Raw genomic sequence first — 18,407 nt, forward strand, 5'->3', positions numbered from 1 at the left:
AACCCGGGCGCTGCCGTTCCCGCGCGAGCGGATCCAGCCCTACTCCTGGCGCCACACCTACGCTCAACGCCACGCCGACGCCGGTATCGCCGTCGACGTGCTGTGCGAGCTGATGGACCACACCAGCATGGCCACCACCCAGGGCTACTACCGCGTCTCCGAGACTCGTCGCCGAGACGCCGTCGACCGCGTCACCGCCCTGCAATTCGACCGCCACGGACACCGCACCTGGCACCACGCCAGCGCGCTACTCGAGTCCGAACGCGCTCGGCGCGCCGTCGGCGAGGTCGCCGTGCCGTATGGCATCTGCACTGAACCGACCAATGTCGCCGCCGGCGGCGACGACTGCCCCGTCCGGTTCCGCTGCGTGGGCTGCGACCACTTCCGCACCGACGCCTCCTACCTCCCCGACCTCGAGGCCTACCTGGCCGATCTGCTGCGCAACCGCGAGCGACTCGCGTGCTTGACGAGTGCCGACAGCTGGGCCATCAGCGAGGCGACCCCCTCAGATGCCGAGATCACCAGGATCCGCGCCCTCATCAGCCAGATCACCCACCAGCTCGGCGATCTCGGTGAGCGCGAACAGGCAGCGCTACGCGATGCGGTCACCGTCGTGCGGCGGGCCCGCGGTGCCACTGTCGGTCTCGGGATGCCGACCATCCGCCACAGCCAGACTTCGCTCGCGGGAATAAGCCATGGCGACTGAAAGCTCAGTCGGACTTCCAGCGCGCCCGGGCGACGCGGCGCAGCGGCGGCATCGGCGCGTGGCCTCGGTGATCGCCCAAGCGGCCGAGGGCCAGCTCGACGCGTCGGTCTCTGCGATCGCCCGTAGAGCCGGGGTGCACCGAAGCTACGTCTACCGTCATCCCGATCTTGTTCAGCTGCTTCGTGAGATCAGCACCCGTGGTCCCGAGCCTGGCCAGAGCCCTGCCGACCGGGTCACCGAGGCGTCTCTGCGGGCCGATCTCGCTCACTGCCAGGATCGTGCACGACGGGCCGGTGTGCGGGTACGTGAGCTGGAGGCGCGCTTGTCTCGACAGCTGGGTCACCAGATCTGGCAGGTCTCCGGACTCGGCGCTGGCCCGGATATAGAGGCGGTCGAGCGTGAACGGGACGCGCTGGTCCAGCGCGTGGCCGATCTGGTCGTGGCGCTGCGCGAGCGCACCGACGAGCTCGACGCTGCTCGAGCGGTGAACCGCCGCCTGGTCGCGGAACTCAACAACGCACCGCGACCACCGTCAGAGGAGCCGGACTCGTCCTGAGGCGGAGCCACAGGGTCACAGGGCGTGCTGATGCGCGGCGGCTCTCGGCCGACGCGCTGGTCTCCCGATGATTCGCTCGACGCACTGGCGCGCAGTGCGGCCGGCTCCGACGAGGGTGGCGGAGGCGGACCCGGTCCAGTCGCCGTAGCCGAGGAGATGCAGTCGCGGCTCGTCGAGGCTCTGGGTGTCGTTCGTAGTTCTCGGGAGGCTCCGAGCGTCCAGGGGCAGCCCGAGTGGTGCGAGGTGGGCGAGGTCGGGGCGGAATCCGGTGCACCAGATGATGACGTCGAGTTCTGTCCTGCTGCCGTCGTCCCACACCACTCCGGTAGGTGTCATGCGGTCGAACATCGGTAGTGCGTGCAGTGCGCCACGGGCGCGGGCGTCCTGGACGATGGGGACCATGACGATGTCGCCGAGGGCGGCGATTCCGCCGTGGTCGGGTAGTCCTTGGCGTCGGGTGATTTCGCGCTGGCTGGCGAGGTCGAACAGGACGCGACCGTCGACGTCGTCGGGTAGGTAGCGGGGTTCGGCGAGGGTGAACCAGTGGGTGGTGGCGACGGTGGAGACTTCGGCCAGGATCTGGGCTGCGGAGTTCGCGGCGCCGACGACACCAACCTGCTGGCCACGGAAGGGCTCGGCGTGGTGGTAGCCGACGGCGTGTAGTTGGCGGCCGGTGAATGTGCTGCGGTCAGGCAGGTCAGGAACGTGGGGGCGGCGCCAGGTTCCGGTGGCGCTGATGACCGCGGACGCGTCCCATTGGCCCTTGGGGCCGCTGACCACGAGACGGTCGTCGTGGGCGTGCACTGCGGTGACCTCGACGGGGCGTTGGACGTCGAGGTCATAGCGCTGTTCGTAGCGGGTCAGGTAATCGCGGACGTGCCCGGCGGTGGGGAACGGTTCGCCGGGTTGGGCGGGCATGGGCCAGCCGGGCAGAGTGCTGTGGGTGGCGGGTGAGAACAGCCGCAGCGAGTCCCAGCCGTGGCGCCAGGCGCCTCCGGGACCAGTCTGAGCGTCGAGGATGACGAATCGGGCGCCCGCGCGTCGCAGGTAGTAGCCAGCGGCGAGCCCGGCCTGCCCGCCGCCGATGACGACGACGGGCAGGTCGTTCGGGGCACGACCGGTGGAGGTGCCGTGCTCGGTCATCGGGCTCGATAGGGCCCAACGAGTTCGGTGAGGAGAGACTCGACGCGGGCGGCGATGTCGTCTCGGACCAGGCGCATGCGTTCGATCCCTTCGATACCGCGCTGGGAGGGCTCATCGGTGTCCCAGTTGCGGACCTCGGTGTCGCCGCCGTCGATGTGGGCCTCGGATCCGAGGGTCACCACCAGGTCGACGTGCTTGAGCAGTTCGGGGTCGATCGCGGTCGGGGTCTGCCCGCTCATGTCCGCGCCGACTTCCGCGAGGACCTGCGTGGACAGGGCATTGACCTTCTCACCGGGAGCGGTGCCGGCGGAGTGGACGCGGACACGGTCACCGGCCTGGGCACGCATCAGGCCGGCAGCCATCTGGGACTTGCCGCCGTTGCGCACACACACGAACAGCACCGAGGGCGTGTCGGTCACGACGTGGCCGCCTGGGTGGGGGTGCCGGTCAGCTCGGCGAGCAGCGCACGGACGCGGTCGTCGATGTCGTCGCGGATCGGCCGGATCTCTTCGGCGGGTTTGCCCGCGGGGTCGGTGAGTTCCCAGTCGAGATAGCGCTTGCCGGGGAAGACCGGGCAGGCGTCGCCACAGCCCATGGTGATGACCACGTCGGCTGCTTCGACGGCGTCGGTGGTCAGCCGCTTGGGGAACTCGGTGTCGAGGGCGAGCCCGATCTCGGCCATGACCTGTCGGACGGCTGGGTTGATCGAGTCGGCCGGTTCCGAGCCTGCGGAGCGGACCGTGACGGTGCCGCGTGCGTGGTGGGCGAGCAGAGCGGCGGCCATCTGACTGCGACCGGCGTTGTGGACGCAGACGAACAGCACTTCGGGGACCGCGGGGGCGCTTGTCACGGGAACTCCTTGCTCGGCGACGGCGGCGTCGAGCCGCTCGAGGGCGTAGCGGGTCGCCAGGACGGGCAGGTGGGTGGTGATGCGGGCGGTGAGGGCGAGCTCGGTGAAGATGTCGAGGACAACGGCCTCGATCGTCTCGCGGCCGAACACCCCCTGGAATCGGCGGCACAGTTCGTCGACGCCGCGGTGAATCCGGGGGTTCGGGCTGTGCACCGCGAAGCTCTCCAGGTCCCGGCCGCTGCTCGGGCGTCGGGTGAGGATGTCGGCGACGGCGGGGCCGGGGTCGTTGTGCGCAGACGCGGAGCGCTCGTCCATGTCACGGCCACTACGTGCGGGGCGGAGTCGGCCGTGGGGGCACCGCGGTGTGCGCTGCGGCCTTGGTGCTCTGAAACAGGCGCCGGCGCAGCCACAGGGAGACATAGACCAGGCCGACCAGGACCGGGACCTCGATCAGCGGCCCGACGACCCCGGCCAGCGCCTGCCCGGAGGTGACGCCGAACGTGCCGATCGCCACGGCGATGGCGAGCTCGAAGTTGTTGCCCGCCGCAGTGAACGCCAGCGTCGTCGTGCGCTCGTAGCCCATGCCGACCGCGCGGCCCAGGGCGTAGGACCCGGCCCACATCAGGGCGAAGTAGGCCAGCAGCGGCAGCGCGATCCGGACCACGTCGAGGGGCTGGGAGGTGATGGCCTCGCCCTGCAGCGCGAACAGCAGCACGATGGTGAACAGCAGCCCGTAGAGCGCGAACGGCCCGATCCGCGGGATGAACTTCTCCTCGTACCAGGTGCGGCCCTTCGCGCGTTCGCCGAAGCGGCGGGTCAGGTAGCCGGCGAGCAGCGGGATGCCGAGGAACACCAGCACCGACTTGACGATGTCCCAGGTGGAGAACGCGAGATCGGTGACCGGAAGCCCGAGCCAGCCGGGCAGCACGGACAGATAGAACCAGCCGAGCAGGCCGAACATGACGACCTGGAACACCGAGTTCAGCGCGACCAGCACGGCGGCGGCTTCGCGGTCCCCGCAGGCGAGGTCGTTCCAGATGATCACCATGGCGATACACCGGGCGAGACCGACGATGATCAGACCTGTCCGGTACTCGGGCAGGTCGGGCAGCATCAGCCACGCCAGGGCGAACATCAGCGCCGGGCCCAGTACCCAGTTCAGCACCAGCGAGGTGATGAGCAGCCGGCGGTCGCCGGTGACGGTGTCGAGACGGTCGTAGCGGACCTTGGCCAGGACCGGGTACATCATGATCAGCAGGCCGAGCGCGATCGGCAGCGAGACGCCGTCGACGGCCAGTGCGTCCAGCGCGGGGGCGAGGCCGGGGACCAGGCGGCCGAGCAGGAGCCCGGCGACCATGGCGACGATGATCCAGACCGGAAGGAACCGGTCGAGGGTGGACAGGCGGGCGACGACGCCGGCCTCGGCCGGGTCGTTCGCGGCCTGTTGGGCAGCGCCTGTGGTGTTCTCCGTGCTCATGGTGCGACGGCCTCCGCCGTGATCAGGGTCGGGGTCAACAGATCGGAGAGCCGTTCCAGGCGTGCCGGGACGGCTCGGTAGTGGATCCAGGTACCGCGCCGCTCACCGGTGACGAGGCCGGCTTCGCGCAGGATCCTGAGGTGGTGCGAGATGGTGGGACCGGACAGTTCGAACTCCTCGCTCAGGTCGCAGACGCAGGCCTCTCCATCGGTGTGTGAGGCGATCAACGACAGCAGCCGCAGTCGAGCTGGGTCGCCCAGTGCTTTGAACGTCTGAGCGAGTTCGGCGGCGTGCTCGACCGGTAGCGGTTCGCCCACAAGCCTGCTCCAGCACCGCGGTGCTGAACCAGGCACATCGTGATTCGACATGCGTCTATCTTGACAGCCATCGAATCGATGAGCAAGCACTGGCTGGGCGAGACCTCGGCGGATCGACTCCAGACCGTCGCGTGCCGCGACCCCATCGCCCGAGTCGCTCGTCCAGCCTCCCCGCGGGCCGGGGCACAGGGGTCGCTGCGTCCCGTCGCCCTGCCAGCTCCATCGAACTTTCTGGATCCAAGACTCCGAATTCGGCCCGTGTTCAGGCCTCGTTCATATCGACATTGTTCGATCCAGGCGTCTTCGGCGGTAGCTCACGTGTGCGGGCTGTCGTCTCGACCCCGACGAGAGAGGCCGAGTTCACGTGAGAGTTCGACACATGCACCGGGCATCCGCTGCCCTGGTCGCGATCGCCGCGAGCGTCACGCTGGTGGCGTGCGGCGGTGGTGGCCAACAGCAGGGCCAGGGTGGTGGACAGGTCGCCGGGCCGGTGCTGATCGACGGATCCTCCACGGTGGAGCCCCTGTCCTCTGCGGCGGCAGAGCTCTACCAGGGCGAGAACCCCGATGTGAACGTGACCGTCGGGACCTCGGGGACCGGCGGCGGGTTCCAGAAGTTCTGCAACGGCGAGACCGACATCTCCAACGCCTCGCGCCCGATCTCCGACAGCGAGCGCCAGCAGTGCCAGGCCAACGGGATCGCCTTCGAGGAGCTGCAGGTCGCCAACGACGCACTGACGGTGGTGGTGAACCCCGCGAACACGTGGGCGAACTGCCTGACCGTGGAGCAGTTGCGGACGATGTGGGCACCCGGCTCGCAGGTCAGGTCGTGGAACCAGGTCGACCCGTCGTTCCCGGCCGAGCCGCTCGGTCTGTTCGGCGCGGGCGCGGACTCGGGGACCTTCGACTACTTCACCGACGAGATCGTCGGGGAGGAGGGCTCGTCGCGGACCGACTACAGCCCGTCGGAGAACGACAACGTGACCGTGCAGGGCGTCACCGGCGCGCCCGGTGCGCTGGGCTACTTCGGCTTCTCCTACTTCGAGGAGAACCAGCAGCGGCTCAAGGCGATGCAGGTCGACGGCGGGCAGGGCTGCGTCGCCCCGTCGGCGCAGACCGTGCAGGACGGGACCTACACCCCGCTGGGGCGCCCGCTGTTCATCTACGCCTCGGATGCCGGGCTGCGTAAGCCCCAGGTGCAGTCGTTCCTGGAGTTCTATCTCCAGCGCAACGACGAGATCGTGCAGGCAGCGCAGTTCGTGCCGATGACCGACCAGCAGAAGCAGGACTCCACCGCCAAGCTGGACCAGCTCCGCCAGCAGGCCGGAGGCTGAACCGATGGCGGTGACCACCGCCGGCCGCCCGCCCTCGCGCGCGGGCGGCCCCGGCCGTGACCTGACCCCCCGTTCACCCCGGATCGGCGAGAAGCTCATCGAGGGTCTGCTGGCCGCCGCGGCCGGAGTCTCGGTTCTGGTGACCGTCGGTATCATTGTTGCCCTCGTAGTCCCGCTGTTCACCTTCTTCGCCAACGTCAGTCCGATCGAGTTCCTCACCGGCACCACCTGGACCGCCTCGTTCGGCGACAAGTACTCCTGGGACAAGGACTGGGGCGTTCTGCCCCTGGTATCGGCGACCTTCATGGCCACCGGTATCGCGCTGGCCGTGGCGATCCCGGTGGGTCTGGGTATCGCCATGTTCCTGTCCGAGTACGCGACCACGAGAGTCCGCAAGGTCGTCAAGCCGATCCTGGAGCTGTTGGCAGGGATCCCGACGGTCGTCTATGGGTTCCTCGCCCTGACCGCGATCACACCGGTTCTGCAGCCGCTGCTGGGCATCCCGAACATCTATAACCTGCTCGTCGCCGGGATCGTCATGGGGTTCATGATCGTCCCGACGGTCGCGTCGTTGTCCGAGGACGCCATGTCCGCGGTGCCCCAGGCGCTGCGCGCCGGCTCTTACGCGCTCGGCGCGAACCGGCGGATCACCACGTTGAGCGTGGTGTTCCCCGCGGCACTGTCGGGGATCATCGCCGCCGTCGTGCTGGGGCTCTCGCGCGCGGTCGGCGAGACGATGATCCTCGCCGTCGCCGGCGGCAACCTCGCCCGCCTCACCGGCGACCCCCGCGAGGAGGCCCAGACCATGACCGCGTTCATCGCCCAGATCGCCAGCGGCGATGCACCACAGGGCAGCCCGGTCTACTACTCCCTGTTCGCCGTGGGAGCGCTGCTGTTCGCGATCACCCTGGTGATCAACCTGATCAGCATCCGGCTGGTCCGCCGATTCCGGCAGGTGTACTGATGACCTCCACCGAGTTACCGGCCCGCGCCGCGACCGGCCCCACCCTCACCCCGGGCCGGCGACGCCGCGACGGGGCGTCCACGGTGTTCGTCTGCGTGCTGTGGGCGTGTCTGCTGGTCGCGGCGTTGTTCCTGCTCTACGTCCTGCTCACCATCGTCGTGTCCGGGATCAGTCGCCTCGATGCGAACCTGCTCACCCAAGCGCCCTCCACGATCCGTCCGTCCACGGCCGGGGTGCAGCCCGCCATCGTGGGCACACTGCTGGTCGTCGGTGTCACCGCGCTGATCGCGCTGCCGCTGGGGATCGCCGCGGCGATCTATCTGGAGGAGTACGCCGACCCGCAGCGCTGGTTCAACCGGGCGATCGAGCTCAACGTGCAGAACCTCGCGGCCGTGCCCTCGATCATCTTCGGAATCCTGGTGCTCGCCTTCGTCGTGCGCGCACCGTTGAACCTCGGCGCCGTGGCACTGTCGGGCTCGATCGCGCTGGCCCTGCTGATCCTGCCGGTGGTCATCATCGCCACCCGCGAGTCACTGCGTGCGGTGCCGCGCGAGATCCGCGACGGCTCGCTCGCAGTCGGGGCGACCCGCTGGCAGACCGTGTGGCGTCAGCTCCTCCCTGCAGCGGTGCCCGGCATCGCGACCGGCTCGATCCTGGCCCTGTCACGGGCAGTCGGCGAAGCCGCACCCCTGATCCTCGTCGGCGCCACGACCTTCATCACCTTCACCCCCGACGGGCTGTTCTCCCGCTACACCGTCATGCCCGTCCAGATCTTCAACTTCGCCCTCCAGTCGCGCGAAGCGTTCGTCCCGCTGACCTACGCCGCGATCCTGCTGCTGATCGTCATCCTGCTCGCGCTCAACGGCACCGCGATCATGCTGCGCAACCGGTTCGCCCGCCGATGGTGAACCCAGAAAGGGACCAGCCCATGAGCACCACCCCCCACACCCGAGCCCCTCAGGACAGCAACCAGACCGGCAACTCCACACCGGCACCGGGCGTCCACGTCGCCGTCGGCGATGACACAGCTGAGCGCCCGCCGTCGGCCGGCGCGGCTATGACGACCGAGAATCTGCACGTCTACTACGGCGATTTTCTCGCCGTGCGCGAAGTCGACCTGCAGTTCGACGACCGCCGCATCACCGCGCTGATCGGCCCGTCGGGTTGCGGCAAGTCCACGGTCCTGCGCTGCCTCAACCGGATGAACGACCTCGTGCCCGGAGCCCGGGTCGAGGGCCGGGTGACCTATCACGGCACCGACATCTACGCCCCCGGCGTCGACGAGATCGAGGTCCGACGCCGGATCGGCATGGTCTTCCAGAAGCCCAACCCGTTCCCCAAGTCGATCTATGACAACGTCGCGTACGGCCCCCGCGTCACCGGCGCCAAGAGCGACCTCGACGACACCGTCGAACAGGCACTGCGCGGCGCCGCGCTCTGGGACGAGGTCAAGGACAAGCTCAAGCAGAACGCCTACGGCCTCTCCGGTGGCCAGCAGCAGCGCCTGTGCATCGCCCGGGCCATCGCCACCCGACCCGACGTCCTGCTGATGGACGAGCCCTGCTCGGCGCTCGACCCGATCGCGACCTCGAAGATCGAGGACCTGATGGGCGAGCTGGTCGAGGACTTCACGATCGTGATCGTCACCCACAACATGCAGCAGGCCGCCCGCGTCTCGCACAACACCGCGTTCTTCACCGCCCAGCCCGACGATCACGGCAACCGGGTGGGCACGCTGGTCGAGTTCGACCAGACCCGCACCATCTTCGAGGACCCGACCGACTCCCGTACGGAGGACTACATCTCGGGCAAGTTCGGCTGAGGCTTCCGTCGATGATGACCGAGGCCTGGGAGACCGACGGCCGCTCTCCCGTACAGATCCGCCGCCGCGCCTGCCTGGCCGGGGGCGACGACCACGCGAGCCCGGCGGTGGTTCTGTTCGTCGCGCGGCCGGTCGAGACGACAGCGATGCAACGGGAGTTGGCCGGGCAGCCCTTCGACCTGCACCCGGTCCACGACACCGCCGAAGCCCTGTTGGTCGTGGGCCGCACCTGCCCGGACGCGGTCGTACTCGCAGCAACCGACGGTCGGCTCTCGCCCGGCGAGTTCCTCGACGTGCTCCACGCTCTCGAGCCCGACCTGCGGATCATCGTCGGCGTCGGCGGGGACGACGACGGTGGCCTGGCCGCCCGGGCGGTCGCGCTGGGCGCCACCGTCACCGCCCGTCCGTTCGCCCCTGAGGCGCTGCTCGGGTTGATCGGTGCCGCGCTCGGTAACGCGCGCGTGGTGACTGCTCGTCCGCTGCCGATCGAGGTGGGTCGGTTACGGATCGACAGCGTCGCTCCCCGGATCTGGCTCGACGACACGTCGATCCGGCTGCCGCTGCGCGAGCATCTCGTGCTCCGCTACCTCGCCGCGCGCCCGGACGCTGTGATCAGCCGCCACGAGCTGGTCGCCGCGATCTGGGGCGAGCAGAGCACCGGCTCGGACAACTCGCTGAGCGTGCACGTCACCCGGCTGCGGCGGCGTCTGGCCGCAGCACGCTCCGAGGTCCGCATCGAGGCCGTCCGCGGTCTGGGCTATCAGCTGACCGCGACGCCGAACTCCTGAGCATCGCAGTATCCTGACAGGCGATGGGGGACCAGGACGCGCCACTCGACAACGATCCGCACGACACCCCGGTCGGTCGGGTCGAGACCGTTGCCGATGCGACCGCATCGTTGTTCAAGGCGCTCGCCGACCCGCTGCGGCTGCAGCTGGTCGGGCTGGCAGGCCAGGCCCCCGGCGGCGAATTGTGTTTCTGCGACCTGATCGAGGTCTTCCCACAGCCGCAGTCCACACTGAGCCACCATCTACGGGTCCTCGTTCGCGCGGGCGTGATGTCGCGTGAACGGCGCGGCACCTGGAGCTGGTATCGGCTCGAACCCGACTTCGTCGATCAGATCAACGACGCGTTGAGCCTGGACGGGCTGTTCCACCAGCTGCTGCGCCTGGAGCACGCCGACAACCCCAAGCTCATCAGCACCGACCACAGCCGACCGTCCCGGTGCAAGGATCTCGACACCGACTGCACGTGACACGTCGTGGACATCGTCCGACGCAGGGCCATGGCGCTCCGACCCCGTGGCAGGTGTGACCCGGCCGAACCGGCGTGACCCCGCCCGGCTCCTCCCGAGCACCACCCGGCACCGCGCCTCGGCCGTCAAGTACGGGTATCCGCGGGTGGGGGGATCCAGCGACGTCGACCTCGATGTTGGTTCGACAGCTGCCTAAGTTGACGCTCTTCGAAATAAGGTCCACGATGACCTGGATCGAAACCTGTCGATTCAAGGTGGTGGAGGGGCGTATGTCGTCCGAGGCGGAGCTGATCGAGATCGAGAAGGAACTTCGACGTTCGGATCCCGGGTTCGTCCGGTCGTGGGAGCGGCAGGCTTCCGGCCCCCGTGACCTGGTCGCGTTCGCCGTGTCGGGCTGCCTGGTCGCCACTGCTGCCATGCTGCTGGGATTCGGCCTGCTCACAGTGGATCGTGGACTCGTACAAGGCGCCGGAATGGTCGTGCTGTGCTTGCCGGTGGGCTGGCTGGTGGCGGCGGCGCGCCGCTTCACCAAGCCCGCGCGCACGCATCACCCCTGAGCGGGCATGGCGAGCCACTGCGGGGCTGCCGCCTCTGTGGATCGGGCCCGGAGGGTGCCGGACAGCCGCGACCGATCAACGTCTCAGGCGGAGGCGGGCTCCGCCGCGCGGTCGACCCGCTGCTGCGGCGCGAGCAGCGCGGACAGGCGAGCGAGGGTCTGGGGTACCACCCGGTAGTAGACCCAGGTCCCTCGCCGCTCGCCGGTGATCAGACCGGCCTCGCGCAGCACCTTGAGGTGGTGCGAGATCGTGGGTCCGGACACGTCGAACACCTCGGACACGTCGCACACGCAAGCTTCGCCGCCGGCGTGGGAGGCGATCAGCGACAGCAGACGCAGACGAACCGGATCCCCGATCGCCTTGAACGTCCGAGCCAGCTCACCCGACCGTGCCTCGTCGAGCGGCCGGTCGACCAGCACCGAATCGCATGCCGAGTCCACGACCTCCACAGCTCGCTGATTAGACATATGTCTATTCTCCGGTGTGCGGTGGTTCCAGTGCAAGTACCCGCGCTCATCGGTTCCCCTCACCGGTCGAGGGTGGCTCCGGGTTCGCGGCGGCCGGGATGGTCCACACGCCGAGCAGCATCGCGAGAGACGCGGCGCCGGCGAGCAGCAGGAACACCGGCGTGTAGCTGCCCAACGGTTCGGCCAGCGCGCTGCCCGCCCACGGCGACACCGCAACCGCGATCATGACCGGTGCGGACACGATCCCGTTCAGTCTGCCGTAGGCGCGGGGATGCCACCGGTCCGACAGCGCCGTGGCCTGCAGCAGTGTGAACACCCCCCGGGCCGCGCCCGCCAACATCGCCGCAGCGATCAACACCCAGGCCGGCCCAGGCAGCACGGCGAGCAGCGCGGACGTCGCCGCGAGAGCGCCCATGATGATCACCACGCGGCCACGCACGGAGCTGCGCCGGATCAGTGGGGCGTAGCCCAGGCGCCCCAGGACCTGGCCCAGGCCACCGAGTCCCAGTGCCCACGCCGCGACCTCGGTCGACAACCCTCGCTCGAGCAGCAGCGGGACCTGATTGACAGTGACGGCGAACGAGGTGAACCCGCCGAGAGTGACCACCGCGACCAACAGCACGAACGCGCGGCTACACCGGATCCGCTCCGGGTCGTCGTCGACCACGGCTGAGGCGCCACCGCCGAGGACGGGATCGGCCACCGGGTCCGGCCACGGTCCGCGCAGCCCGACCAGGTGGGCCGGGACCGTGATCGCGCCCAGCACCACGGCGAGCACGACGTAGGTGCCACGCCACCCCAGCGGATCCAGCAAGGCCGCACTCAGCGGAGCGAACACGGTGCTGGCCAGCCCGGCGACCAGGGTCAGCACCGTCAACGCCCGGACCCGGTCGGCACCCCACCACCGTGTCAGCGCCGCGAACGCCGGCGGATAGAACGTCGCCGCCTGCGCGACCCCGGCCAGCAGCCACGCGGCCACGAACGCCGGCAACGATCCTGCGAAGGCGATCAACAGCGTCGCCGGCACTGCGATCACCGAACCCGCGGTCATCACCCAACGCGGACCGTGCCGGTCCAACACCCGTCCGACCGGGAGACCGACAACCGCCGAGACCACCAGCCCCGCCGAGAACGCGGCAGTGACCTCGGGCACCGACCAACCGGTGTCGGCGGCGATCGAGGACGCGAGCACCGGGAACGCGTAGTAGAGCACCCCCCAGCTGGTGATCTGGGTCAGGCACAGGACCAGAAGTACTCGCTGTCGTCCGCGCCGGGACAACCCGTCGCCCGCGACGTCGGCCCGCCCCCCACCCGCGGGAGCGGGACGGGCCCGCCCCGGGCTCACGCCGACGACACTGCGCCAGCCGACGACACTGCGCCCGCCGAGGACGGCACCGACGCCGGTACAGCGGACCCGCAACACCCGCTGCCGGTCTCGGTCTCCGCGATCGACTCGTCGGAGTCGAACAGCCCGGCACCGCCGCAGACGCCGGTCTCGTTGAGCACCAGCTCGACCCGAGCGGCAGCCTCGTGATCACCAGCGAGCGCGTCGGCGATCGAGCGGACCTGCTCGTAACCGGTGCGGGCCAGGAACGTCGGCGCCCGCCCGTAGCTCTTCATCCCCGCCATGTAGAACCCCGGCTCCGGATGAGCCAACTCCGCAGCACCGTGCGGGTACACCGTCCCGCAGGAGTGCGCGTTCGGGTCGATCAACGGCGCCAACCGGACCGGAGCCTGCAGCGCCGGATCCAGCTCGGTACGCACCTCCGAGAGCCAGCTCAGATCGGGGCGGAACCCGGTCAGCACCAGGACTTCATCGACGTCGTCCACCTCGCGTCCGTCGTCGGCGACCAGCCTCAGCCGCCCCTCGGCCACCGGGTCGACACGCTCGGTGCGGAACCCGAACACCGGTGTCACCAGACCCGCGTCGACAGCCTCCGCCGCCCGCGACCCCAGCGCGCCCCGAGCAGGGAGCTGGTCGGCCTCCCCGCCGCCGAAGACCTGCCCGAACCCGGATCGGCGCAGCAACCAGCTCACCCGCGTCCCCTGCACCTCCCGCGCCAGACCGGCAAGGCCGGCCAACGCGGTCAACGCCGAATGCCCGGAACCCACCACGGCCACGTGCCCCCCACCGAACCGGGCCCGCTCGACCGGGTCGGCCAGATTCGGGATCGCAGCCTGCACCCGATCCCCCGCCGCCGCCTCCCCTGTCGCGGGCAGGCCGTCACCCCCGAGCGGGTTCGGCGAGGTCCAGGTGCCCGACGCGTCGATCACCGCACGCGCCGGGATCCGCTCACCGGCATCGGTGTGCACGACCAGCGGTTCGGTCTCGCGACCGGCGTCGACGACCCGATCCCGCCCCCGACGGGTCACGCCGACCACCCGCACCCCGGCCCGCACCCGCTCTCCCAGCGCCGCGGCCAGCGGCGCGAGATAGCCCGCGGCCCATTCGGCACCAGTCGGATACGCCTGCGGGTCCGGAACCGTCCAACCGGCGCCGGCGAGCAGCCGCTCCGCTGCCGGGTCGGTCAGCCACCCCCACGGCGAGAACAGCCGGACATGCCCCCATCCCAGCACCGATGTCGCCGCCGTCGGCCCAGCCTCGAGCACGAGCGGCTCCAACCCCCGCTCGGCGAGCTCGGCCGCGGCCGCCAAGCCCACCGGCCCGGCCCCGATCACCACGACCGGCAGTCCCTCGTTCACACCCATCACGCCTCCATCGATACTCATCGATCGTTCTCTCGGAATCTATCGACGTGGATGGATGGACGCAACCATCGATCGTGGTCGATACTGAGGGCATGAGCGTGCTCGCGACCGACCCGCAGGCGGTGCAGCTTCCCCACGACGACGCCGCTACCTACGCGTCCTGGTTCGCGTGTCTGGCCGAGCCGGTCCGCGTCCGGCTGCTGCACGCCATCGCCTCGGCTGCTCGGCCCGTCCCGGTCGGGCGCCTGGCCGAGCTGGTCGGGATCAGCCAGGCCACCTGCTCACATCACCTGCGCAAACTCGCCGAGACCGGCTTCGTCGCGCTGCGCAAGGAAGGCACCACCACCCAGGTCAGCGTCAATCCCACCTGCTGTGCCGGACTCCCGCACGCCGCCGACGCCGTCATGGGCCTGCTCGCCCCCCGCCCCTGCTGCCCTAACGACATCCCCGACGACGTCACCGTGCACGCGATGACCGAGCACGACTGGACCGCCGTGCAGCGCATCTACGGCGAGGGCATCGACACCGGAGACGCCACCTTCGACACCGAAGTCCCCGACCGCGCCGTCCTCGACACCACATGGCTGAACGGGCACCGATGGGTCGCCGAGATCGACGGCCGGGTCGTGGGCTGGACCGCCCTCAGCGCCGTGTCGGCCCGGCCGATCTACCGAGGCGTCGCCGACGCCGCAATCTATGTGGCCGAAGACCATCGCGGCCGCGGCGTCGGCAGAGCGCTCATCCGCCAACAAGTATGCGCCGCGGACGATGCCGGCCTCTGGACCCTGCAGGCGACGATCTTCCCCGAGAACCGCGCCGGCCTCGCACTGCACCGCACCGCCGGCTACCGCACCCTCGGCGTCCGCGAACGCATCGGAGAACACCACGGCAACTGGCGCGACACCGTCCTCCTCGAAAGACGCCGACCACAAGAGTGACCGAGGCTGGGTCGACCTGCTGGACGTGGTGCCGCGACCGCAGCTGCACCGCCACTCTGGGCAGGGCGCGGATCAGACAGTGTCCCGGGGCAGGCGCCAGGAGGGTCCAGGCGCGAGGCTCACCGTGCCTGGGGCTAGGACACAACCTTCAGATGCTTGAGGGAAGCCGACCGGATCCATCCACGCCTCCAGCTGTGCGTACACGAGGCGCTGACACGGGCCAGTCTCGTCGTTGGGAGACCATGACCTGAGCGTGGCCACCTCGGTCGTCGGCGAGCTCAGTGCCGGGCGAGTTTGACCGCGGAGATCAGGAGGATCGCGGCGAGGATCGGGACGAGTACGAGGTCGGGGGCGGCTCCGAGGAGCAGACCGCCGACGAGCGCACCGATGACTGATCCGGCGATCATGACGGCGGTGAATCTCAGGTTCCAGCGCAGTACCTGGAAGCTCTGGTCGCGGCTGTATCGGGCGAAGGCGACCAGCATGGTGGGCAGTGACACCGCGAGCGAGAGACTGCCGGCGAGCTTGACGTCGACGGCATAGAGCAGGGTGATGGTGGGGATGAGCAGCTCGCCGCCGGCCACGCCCATGATCGCGGCGACGACGCCGATACCGAACCCGGCCACCACCCCGGTCACGACTAGCAGCGGTGCGGGGATGTCGAGCACCGGCAGGCTGGTGAGGTGGGTGAGCACGAGCGCTGCGGCCATGGCGACCATGAGCACCGCGAGGACGCGGTAGAGCGTGGTCGTGCGCATCCGGGTCGCCCAGGTCGCGCCGGCCCACGCACCGAGCAGGCTGCCGGCGAGCAGGTTCGCCGCGATGAGCCAGTGCGCGCTGAGTTCGCTGAACCCGACGGTGGCCAGCCGGGCGGGAAGCGCAGTGAGCACGACCACCAGGCTCATCGCCTTGTTCAGGATGACCGCGGACAACGCGGCGAACCCGAACAACCCGATCAGCAGGGGAAGCCGGAACTCGGCCCCGCCGAGGCCGATCATCCCCCCGAGCACGCCGACCGCACCGCCGGAAACGAAGGCCAGCACCATGGTCGCGGGCCCACCGGCCACGTGCGCGATGGTTCGATCACCTTCCACCCGTCGCTGGGCTGCTCGCAGCCATCCGCCGCCGTGAGACGCCGTGGCCGATCTGGAGGCGGGTTCGTTGCTCATATGCTCCTCGTGCCGCCGCGGGCACTGACCCACGGGCCACCCATCACCAACCGCATACGCAGCAGTTCAGTGCATTCGGCGCCGCAACAACAGTCTGTTTATGCCCAACAAACCTGCGTATCATGATCACTGTGCCAATCTGTTCTGCCACGAAGCGGAACAGCCCACACAGCTATCGTGTGGTGCCGTGACGCGGTATCGCGACATCGCGCTCGGCATCGCCCGCCGCATCCACTCCGGCGACCTGGCGTCAGGTACCGAGCTGCCCAGCGTCCGAGAGCTCGCTCGCGAGCACGGGACCACCGCAAGCACCGTGACCCGGGCCTACCGACACCTCGCCGACGGCGACGTGATCGTTCTCGCCGATCGGCGGCCGGCTCGAGTGCCGCCCACCGGCCGGGTGGCCGCCGCTCGGTTCCTCGACTCCGACCGGGTGTTCCGCCTGGCCGCCAGCGATGACCCGGCGCTGCGATTCCTGCTCGATGCCGTCGGGCACGCGGTGACCGGCAGCGGTGTGCGCGGAAGCTTCCACGCATTGCGCGCGCTCGAGCGCGGCGACGCCGACGGCGCGGCGATCCACCTGCGCGACCGCGCAGGTGTCTACAACGAGCACTTCGGTCGGGCGCTGCTGCGCCACCGTGATCCCCACCTGATCCACCTGTGGCGACGAGAACAGGGGTTTTTGCTGCCACCCGGGAACCCGGACGGGATCCGCACCGCGCACGACGTAGGTGGACTGCGCATCGCCAGACGCGAGACCGGCGCAGGTACCAAGGTGCTGCTCGACCAGCTCCTGATCGAGGCAGGGACATCCCCAGAACACATCGCAGGACCGGAGCTGGCCTCTCACTTCGAATGCGGCCTCGCCGTCGTCGCCGGCATCGCGGACACCGCGCTCGGGCTGCGCTCGGCAGCCCGCGACCTCGGGCTGGACTTCGTGCATGTCGCGTGGGAGCCCTACGAGCTCGTGCTGCCCGCCGAGTCGCTGCCGCCTGCCCAACCTCTCGTGGCCGCCCTTGCCCGTGCTGATCTCCGAACCCGGATCAATGCCCTCGGCGGATACGACCTCAGCCTGTCCGGCCAGACCACCCACCTGACAACGGACTGACTGCACGCCGCAGGTCCTGCACCGGCCTCATACGGCCCGCTCGTATCGCTGCTGAGGCCCGCGGTTCCTGGTCTTGACGTCGTCGCCCGGAGCCATGCTGTTCCTCTGCTCCGTTCCCGCTCCGTACAACCGCATGCGACGCCTGTCGCAGAACGGGGCGTCGCCCGCTCCCGATGTGACCAGCCACGACGTAGCGAGCACATCGCTCGGACCCTAGAGAATGTGCCGGATGGCGTGCTTGATCCAGGCGCGGCTACGCCGCCCTGCCTCGTAGCGCGATGCCAGGCGCTTGGCGACGACGCCCTCCAGTCCTTGCGTGTCGACCGCGGCCAGGACGTCATCCGGTGCGACGTCGGTGAAATTCCCGGGCACCGAGATCCGTGGTCCGGTGGGCAGGGCGAGGTCGGCCAGCAGGGCACGGCGGTCGCGGTAGGGCAGCCCGGTCTGGAGCGCACCGGCCGCGCGGAGGACGTCGAACGCCACGAGGGTGACCGGCACGCTGGCCAGCAGCTCGGGGCTGGGTTGGGTGCGCTGCATCCGCTGTTGGAGCAGCGTGAAGTCGCTGCGGCCGTGTTCGTCAAGGGCGACGATCTCGCCGTCGAGCATCAACCCGGCCGGCAGCTGCAGCGCGAGGAGCTCGGGGTATCGGCCGGTGAGGTCGGACCCGTTGCGCGAGCGCAGCCGCAGACCCGACCGGGAGGCCGCGACGGTGGCCCGGATGCCGTCCCACTTGACCTCATACGCCCAGTCCGGCCCGGCCGGAAGCCGACCGGCGGTCGCCAGCATCGGCTCGACCCACCCGACGTCGCTGCTCATCCGCCGCATCGTGGACCATCCCGCCCGTCCAGGACGTGTCCGAGGCGAACCACGACCCGATCCGGCGAGCACACCAGAGACGGCACGAGCTCATCCGAACTACCTGCGACGGGCGCTCGGTACCCGCTCGCTGTTGAGGTGACCGCAAGGCCTGCGGGTGGGCGGATCCGTGCAGGGGTTCACAGGGGCCCGGCGGGTACCGCACAGCCAGAAACGCCAC

The 18,407-nt window shown here is 69.7% G+C and carries 20 protein-coding genes and 1 pseudogene; 11 read left to right on the forward strand and 10 right to left on the reverse strand.

Annotation, left to right across the window (positions count from 1 at the left end; all coding sequences use genetic code 11):
• Both MTO91_RS28020 and MTO91_RS28025 read left to right on the forward strand, forming a co-directional pair.
• A pseudogene (locus MTO91_RS28020) lies at nucleotides 1-706 on the forward strand (site-specific integrase); the annotation flags it as partial.
• A gap of 58 nt (nucleotides 707-764) precedes the next feature.
• Complete coding sequence (locus MTO91_RS28025; RefSeq protein WP_345649209.1) at nucleotides 765-1,262, forward strand: hypothetical protein; 498 nt, start codon at nucleotides 765-767, stop codon at nucleotides 1,260-1,262.
• A gap of 15 nt (nucleotides 1,263-1,277) precedes the next feature.
• On the opposite strand, the gene MTO91_RS28030 is transcribed toward MTO91_RS28025, so the two are convergent.
• Genes MTO91_RS28030 through MTO91_RS28050 form a run of 5 tightly spaced genes read right to left on the reverse strand, consistent with a single transcriptional unit; the run spans nucleotide 1,278 to nucleotide 5,100 of the window.
• Nucleotides 1,278-2,405, reverse strand: coding sequence for an ArsO family NAD(P)H-dependent flavin-containing monooxygenase (locus MTO91_RS28030; protein ID WP_281010787.1), 1,128 nt, complete (start codon nucleotides 2,403-2,405; stop codon nucleotides 1,278-1,280).
• Nucleotides 2,402-2,824, reverse strand: a complete 423-nt coding sequence (locus tag MTO91_RS28035) for an arsenate-mycothiol transferase ArsC (protein WP_281010788.1) — start codon at nucleotides 2,822-2,824, stop codon at nucleotides 2,402-2,404. Before MTO91_RS28035 ends, MTO91_RS28030 begins: the two co-directional genes overlap by 4 nt.
• Complete coding sequence (locus MTO91_RS28040; RefSeq protein WP_281010789.1) at nucleotides 2,821-3,570, reverse strand: arsenate reductase ArsC; 750 nt, start codon at nucleotides 3,568-3,570, stop codon at nucleotides 2,821-2,823. The genes MTO91_RS28035 and MTO91_RS28040 overlap by 4 nt, the downstream gene beginning before the upstream one ends.
• Nucleotides 3,571-3,580: 10 nt before the next feature.
• A complete protein-coding gene (gene arsB / locus MTO91_RS28045) occupies nucleotides 3,581-4,732 on the reverse strand; it encodes an ACR3 family arsenite efflux transporter (protein WP_281010790.1) in 1,152 nt (383 codons plus the stop codon).
• Nucleotides 4,729-5,100: an ArsR/SmtB family transcription factor gene (locus MTO91_RS28050; RefSeq protein ID WP_281010793.1), complete on the reverse strand. Its 372-nt coding sequence runs from the start codon at nucleotides 5,098-5,100 to the stop codon at nucleotides 4,729-4,731. The genes arsB and MTO91_RS28050 overlap by 4 nt, the downstream gene beginning before the upstream one ends.
• 328 nt (nucleotides 5,101-5,428) lie before the next feature.
• On the opposite strand from MTO91_RS28050, the gene MTO91_RS28055 reads away from it, so the two are divergent.
• The 7 genes from MTO91_RS28055 to MTO91_RS28085 all read left to right on the forward strand — a co-directional run bounded on the left by MTO91_RS28055 (nucleotide 5,429) and on the right by MTO91_RS28085 (nucleotide 10,980).
• Nucleotides 5,429-6,382, forward strand: coding sequence for a PstS family phosphate ABC transporter substrate-binding protein (locus MTO91_RS28055; RefSeq protein ID WP_281010794.1), 954 nt, complete (start codon nucleotides 5,429-5,431; stop codon nucleotides 6,380-6,382).
• A 4-nt stretch (nucleotides 6,383-6,386) separates the two neighbouring features.
• Entirely contained in the window at nucleotides 6,387-7,346 is a 960-nt protein-coding gene (pstC, locus tag MTO91_RS28060; RefSeq protein ID WP_281010795.1) for a phosphate ABC transporter permease subunit PstC, read from the forward strand.
• The gene (pstA, locus tag MTO91_RS28065) at nucleotides 7,346-8,254 is read left to right on the forward strand and encodes a phosphate ABC transporter permease PstA (protein ID WP_281010796.1); all 909 of its coding nucleotides are present in this window, start codon (nucleotides 7,346-7,348) and stop codon (nucleotides 8,252-8,254) included. The genes pstC and pstA overlap by 1 nt, the downstream gene beginning before the upstream one ends.
• 20 nt (nucleotides 8,255-8,274) lie before the next feature.
• On the forward strand, nucleotides 8,275-9,168 hold the full coding sequence (pstB, locus tag MTO91_RS28070) for a phosphate ABC transporter ATP-binding protein PstB (protein ID WP_281010797.1): 894 nt from the start codon (nucleotides 8,275-8,277) through the stop codon (nucleotides 9,166-9,168).
• 11 nt (nucleotides 9,169-9,179) lie between these two features.
• A complete protein-coding gene (locus tag MTO91_RS28075; RefSeq protein WP_281010798.1) occupies nucleotides 9,180-9,956 on the forward strand; it encodes a winged helix-turn-helix transcriptional regulator in 777 nt (258 codons plus the stop codon).
• 23 nt (nucleotides 9,957-9,979) lie between these two features.
• Nucleotides 9,980-10,423, forward strand: coding sequence for an ArsR/SmtB family transcription factor (locus tag MTO91_RS28080; protein WP_281010799.1), 444 nt, complete (start codon nucleotides 9,980-9,982; stop codon nucleotides 10,421-10,423).
• A 224-nt stretch (nucleotides 10,424-10,647) separates the two neighbouring features.
• Entirely contained in the window at nucleotides 10,648-10,980 is a 333-nt protein-coding gene (locus MTO91_RS28085) for a DUF3040 domain-containing protein (RefSeq protein WP_281010800.1), read from the forward strand.
• An 83-nt stretch (nucleotides 10,981-11,063) separates the two neighbouring features.
• On the opposite strand, the gene MTO91_RS28090 is transcribed toward MTO91_RS28085, so the two are convergent.
• The 3 genes from MTO91_RS28090 to MTO91_RS28100 form a co-directional block, all read right to left on the reverse strand.
• On the reverse strand, nucleotides 11,064-11,447 hold the full coding sequence (locus tag MTO91_RS28090; protein ID WP_281010801.1) for an ArsR/SmtB family transcription factor: 384 nt from the start codon (nucleotides 11,445-11,447) through the stop codon (nucleotides 11,064-11,066).
• 46 nt (nucleotides 11,448-11,493) lie between these two features.
• Complete coding sequence (locus MTO91_RS28095; RefSeq protein WP_281010933.1) at nucleotides 11,494-12,696, reverse strand: MFS transporter; 1,203 nt, start codon at nucleotides 12,694-12,696, stop codon at nucleotides 11,494-11,496.
• Nucleotides 12,697-12,788: 92 nt separating this feature from the next.
• The gene (locus MTO91_RS28100) at nucleotides 12,789-14,156 is read right to left on the reverse strand and encodes an FAD-dependent oxidoreductase (RefSeq protein ID WP_281010802.1); all 1,368 of its coding nucleotides are present in this window, start codon (nucleotides 14,154-14,156) and stop codon (nucleotides 12,789-12,791) included.
• Nucleotides 14,157-14,248: 92 nt separating this feature from the next.
• Between MTO91_RS28100 and MTO91_RS28105 the strand changes: the two genes are divergently transcribed.
• The gene (locus MTO91_RS28105; protein ID WP_281010803.1) at nucleotides 14,249-15,094 is read left to right on the forward strand and encodes a helix-turn-helix domain-containing GNAT family N-acetyltransferase; all 846 of its coding nucleotides are present in this window, start codon (nucleotides 14,249-14,251) and stop codon (nucleotides 15,092-15,094) included.
• A gap of 278 nt (nucleotides 15,095-15,372) precedes the next feature.
• On the opposite strand, the gene MTO91_RS28110 is transcribed toward MTO91_RS28105, so the two are convergent.
• Nucleotides 15,373-16,140: a sulfite exporter TauE/SafE family protein gene (locus MTO91_RS28110; RefSeq protein WP_281010804.1), complete on the reverse strand. Its 768-nt coding sequence runs from the start codon at nucleotides 16,138-16,140 to the stop codon at nucleotides 15,373-15,375.
• A gap of 310 nt (nucleotides 16,141-16,450) precedes the next feature.
• Between MTO91_RS28110 and MTO91_RS28115 the strand changes: the two genes are divergently transcribed.
• Nucleotides 16,451-17,371: a helix-turn-helix transcriptional regulator gene (locus tag MTO91_RS28115; protein ID WP_281010805.1), complete on the forward strand. Its 921-nt coding sequence runs from the start codon at nucleotides 16,451-16,453 to the stop codon at nucleotides 17,369-17,371.
• A gap of 213 nt (nucleotides 17,372-17,584) precedes the next feature.
• Here the strand turns inward: MTO91_RS28115 and MTO91_RS28120 are convergent, their stop codons facing one another.
• Nucleotides 17,585-18,187 carry an ATP-dependent DNA ligase gene (locus MTO91_RS28120; RefSeq protein WP_281010806.1) on the reverse strand — a complete coding sequence of 201 codons (603 nt, stop codon included), beginning with the start codon at nucleotides 18,185-18,187 and terminating at the stop codon, nucleotides 17,585-17,587.
• Nucleotides 18,188-18,407: the final 220 nt, after the last annotated feature.

This window comes from Pseudonocardia sp. 2-7 (assembly GCF_056341085.1).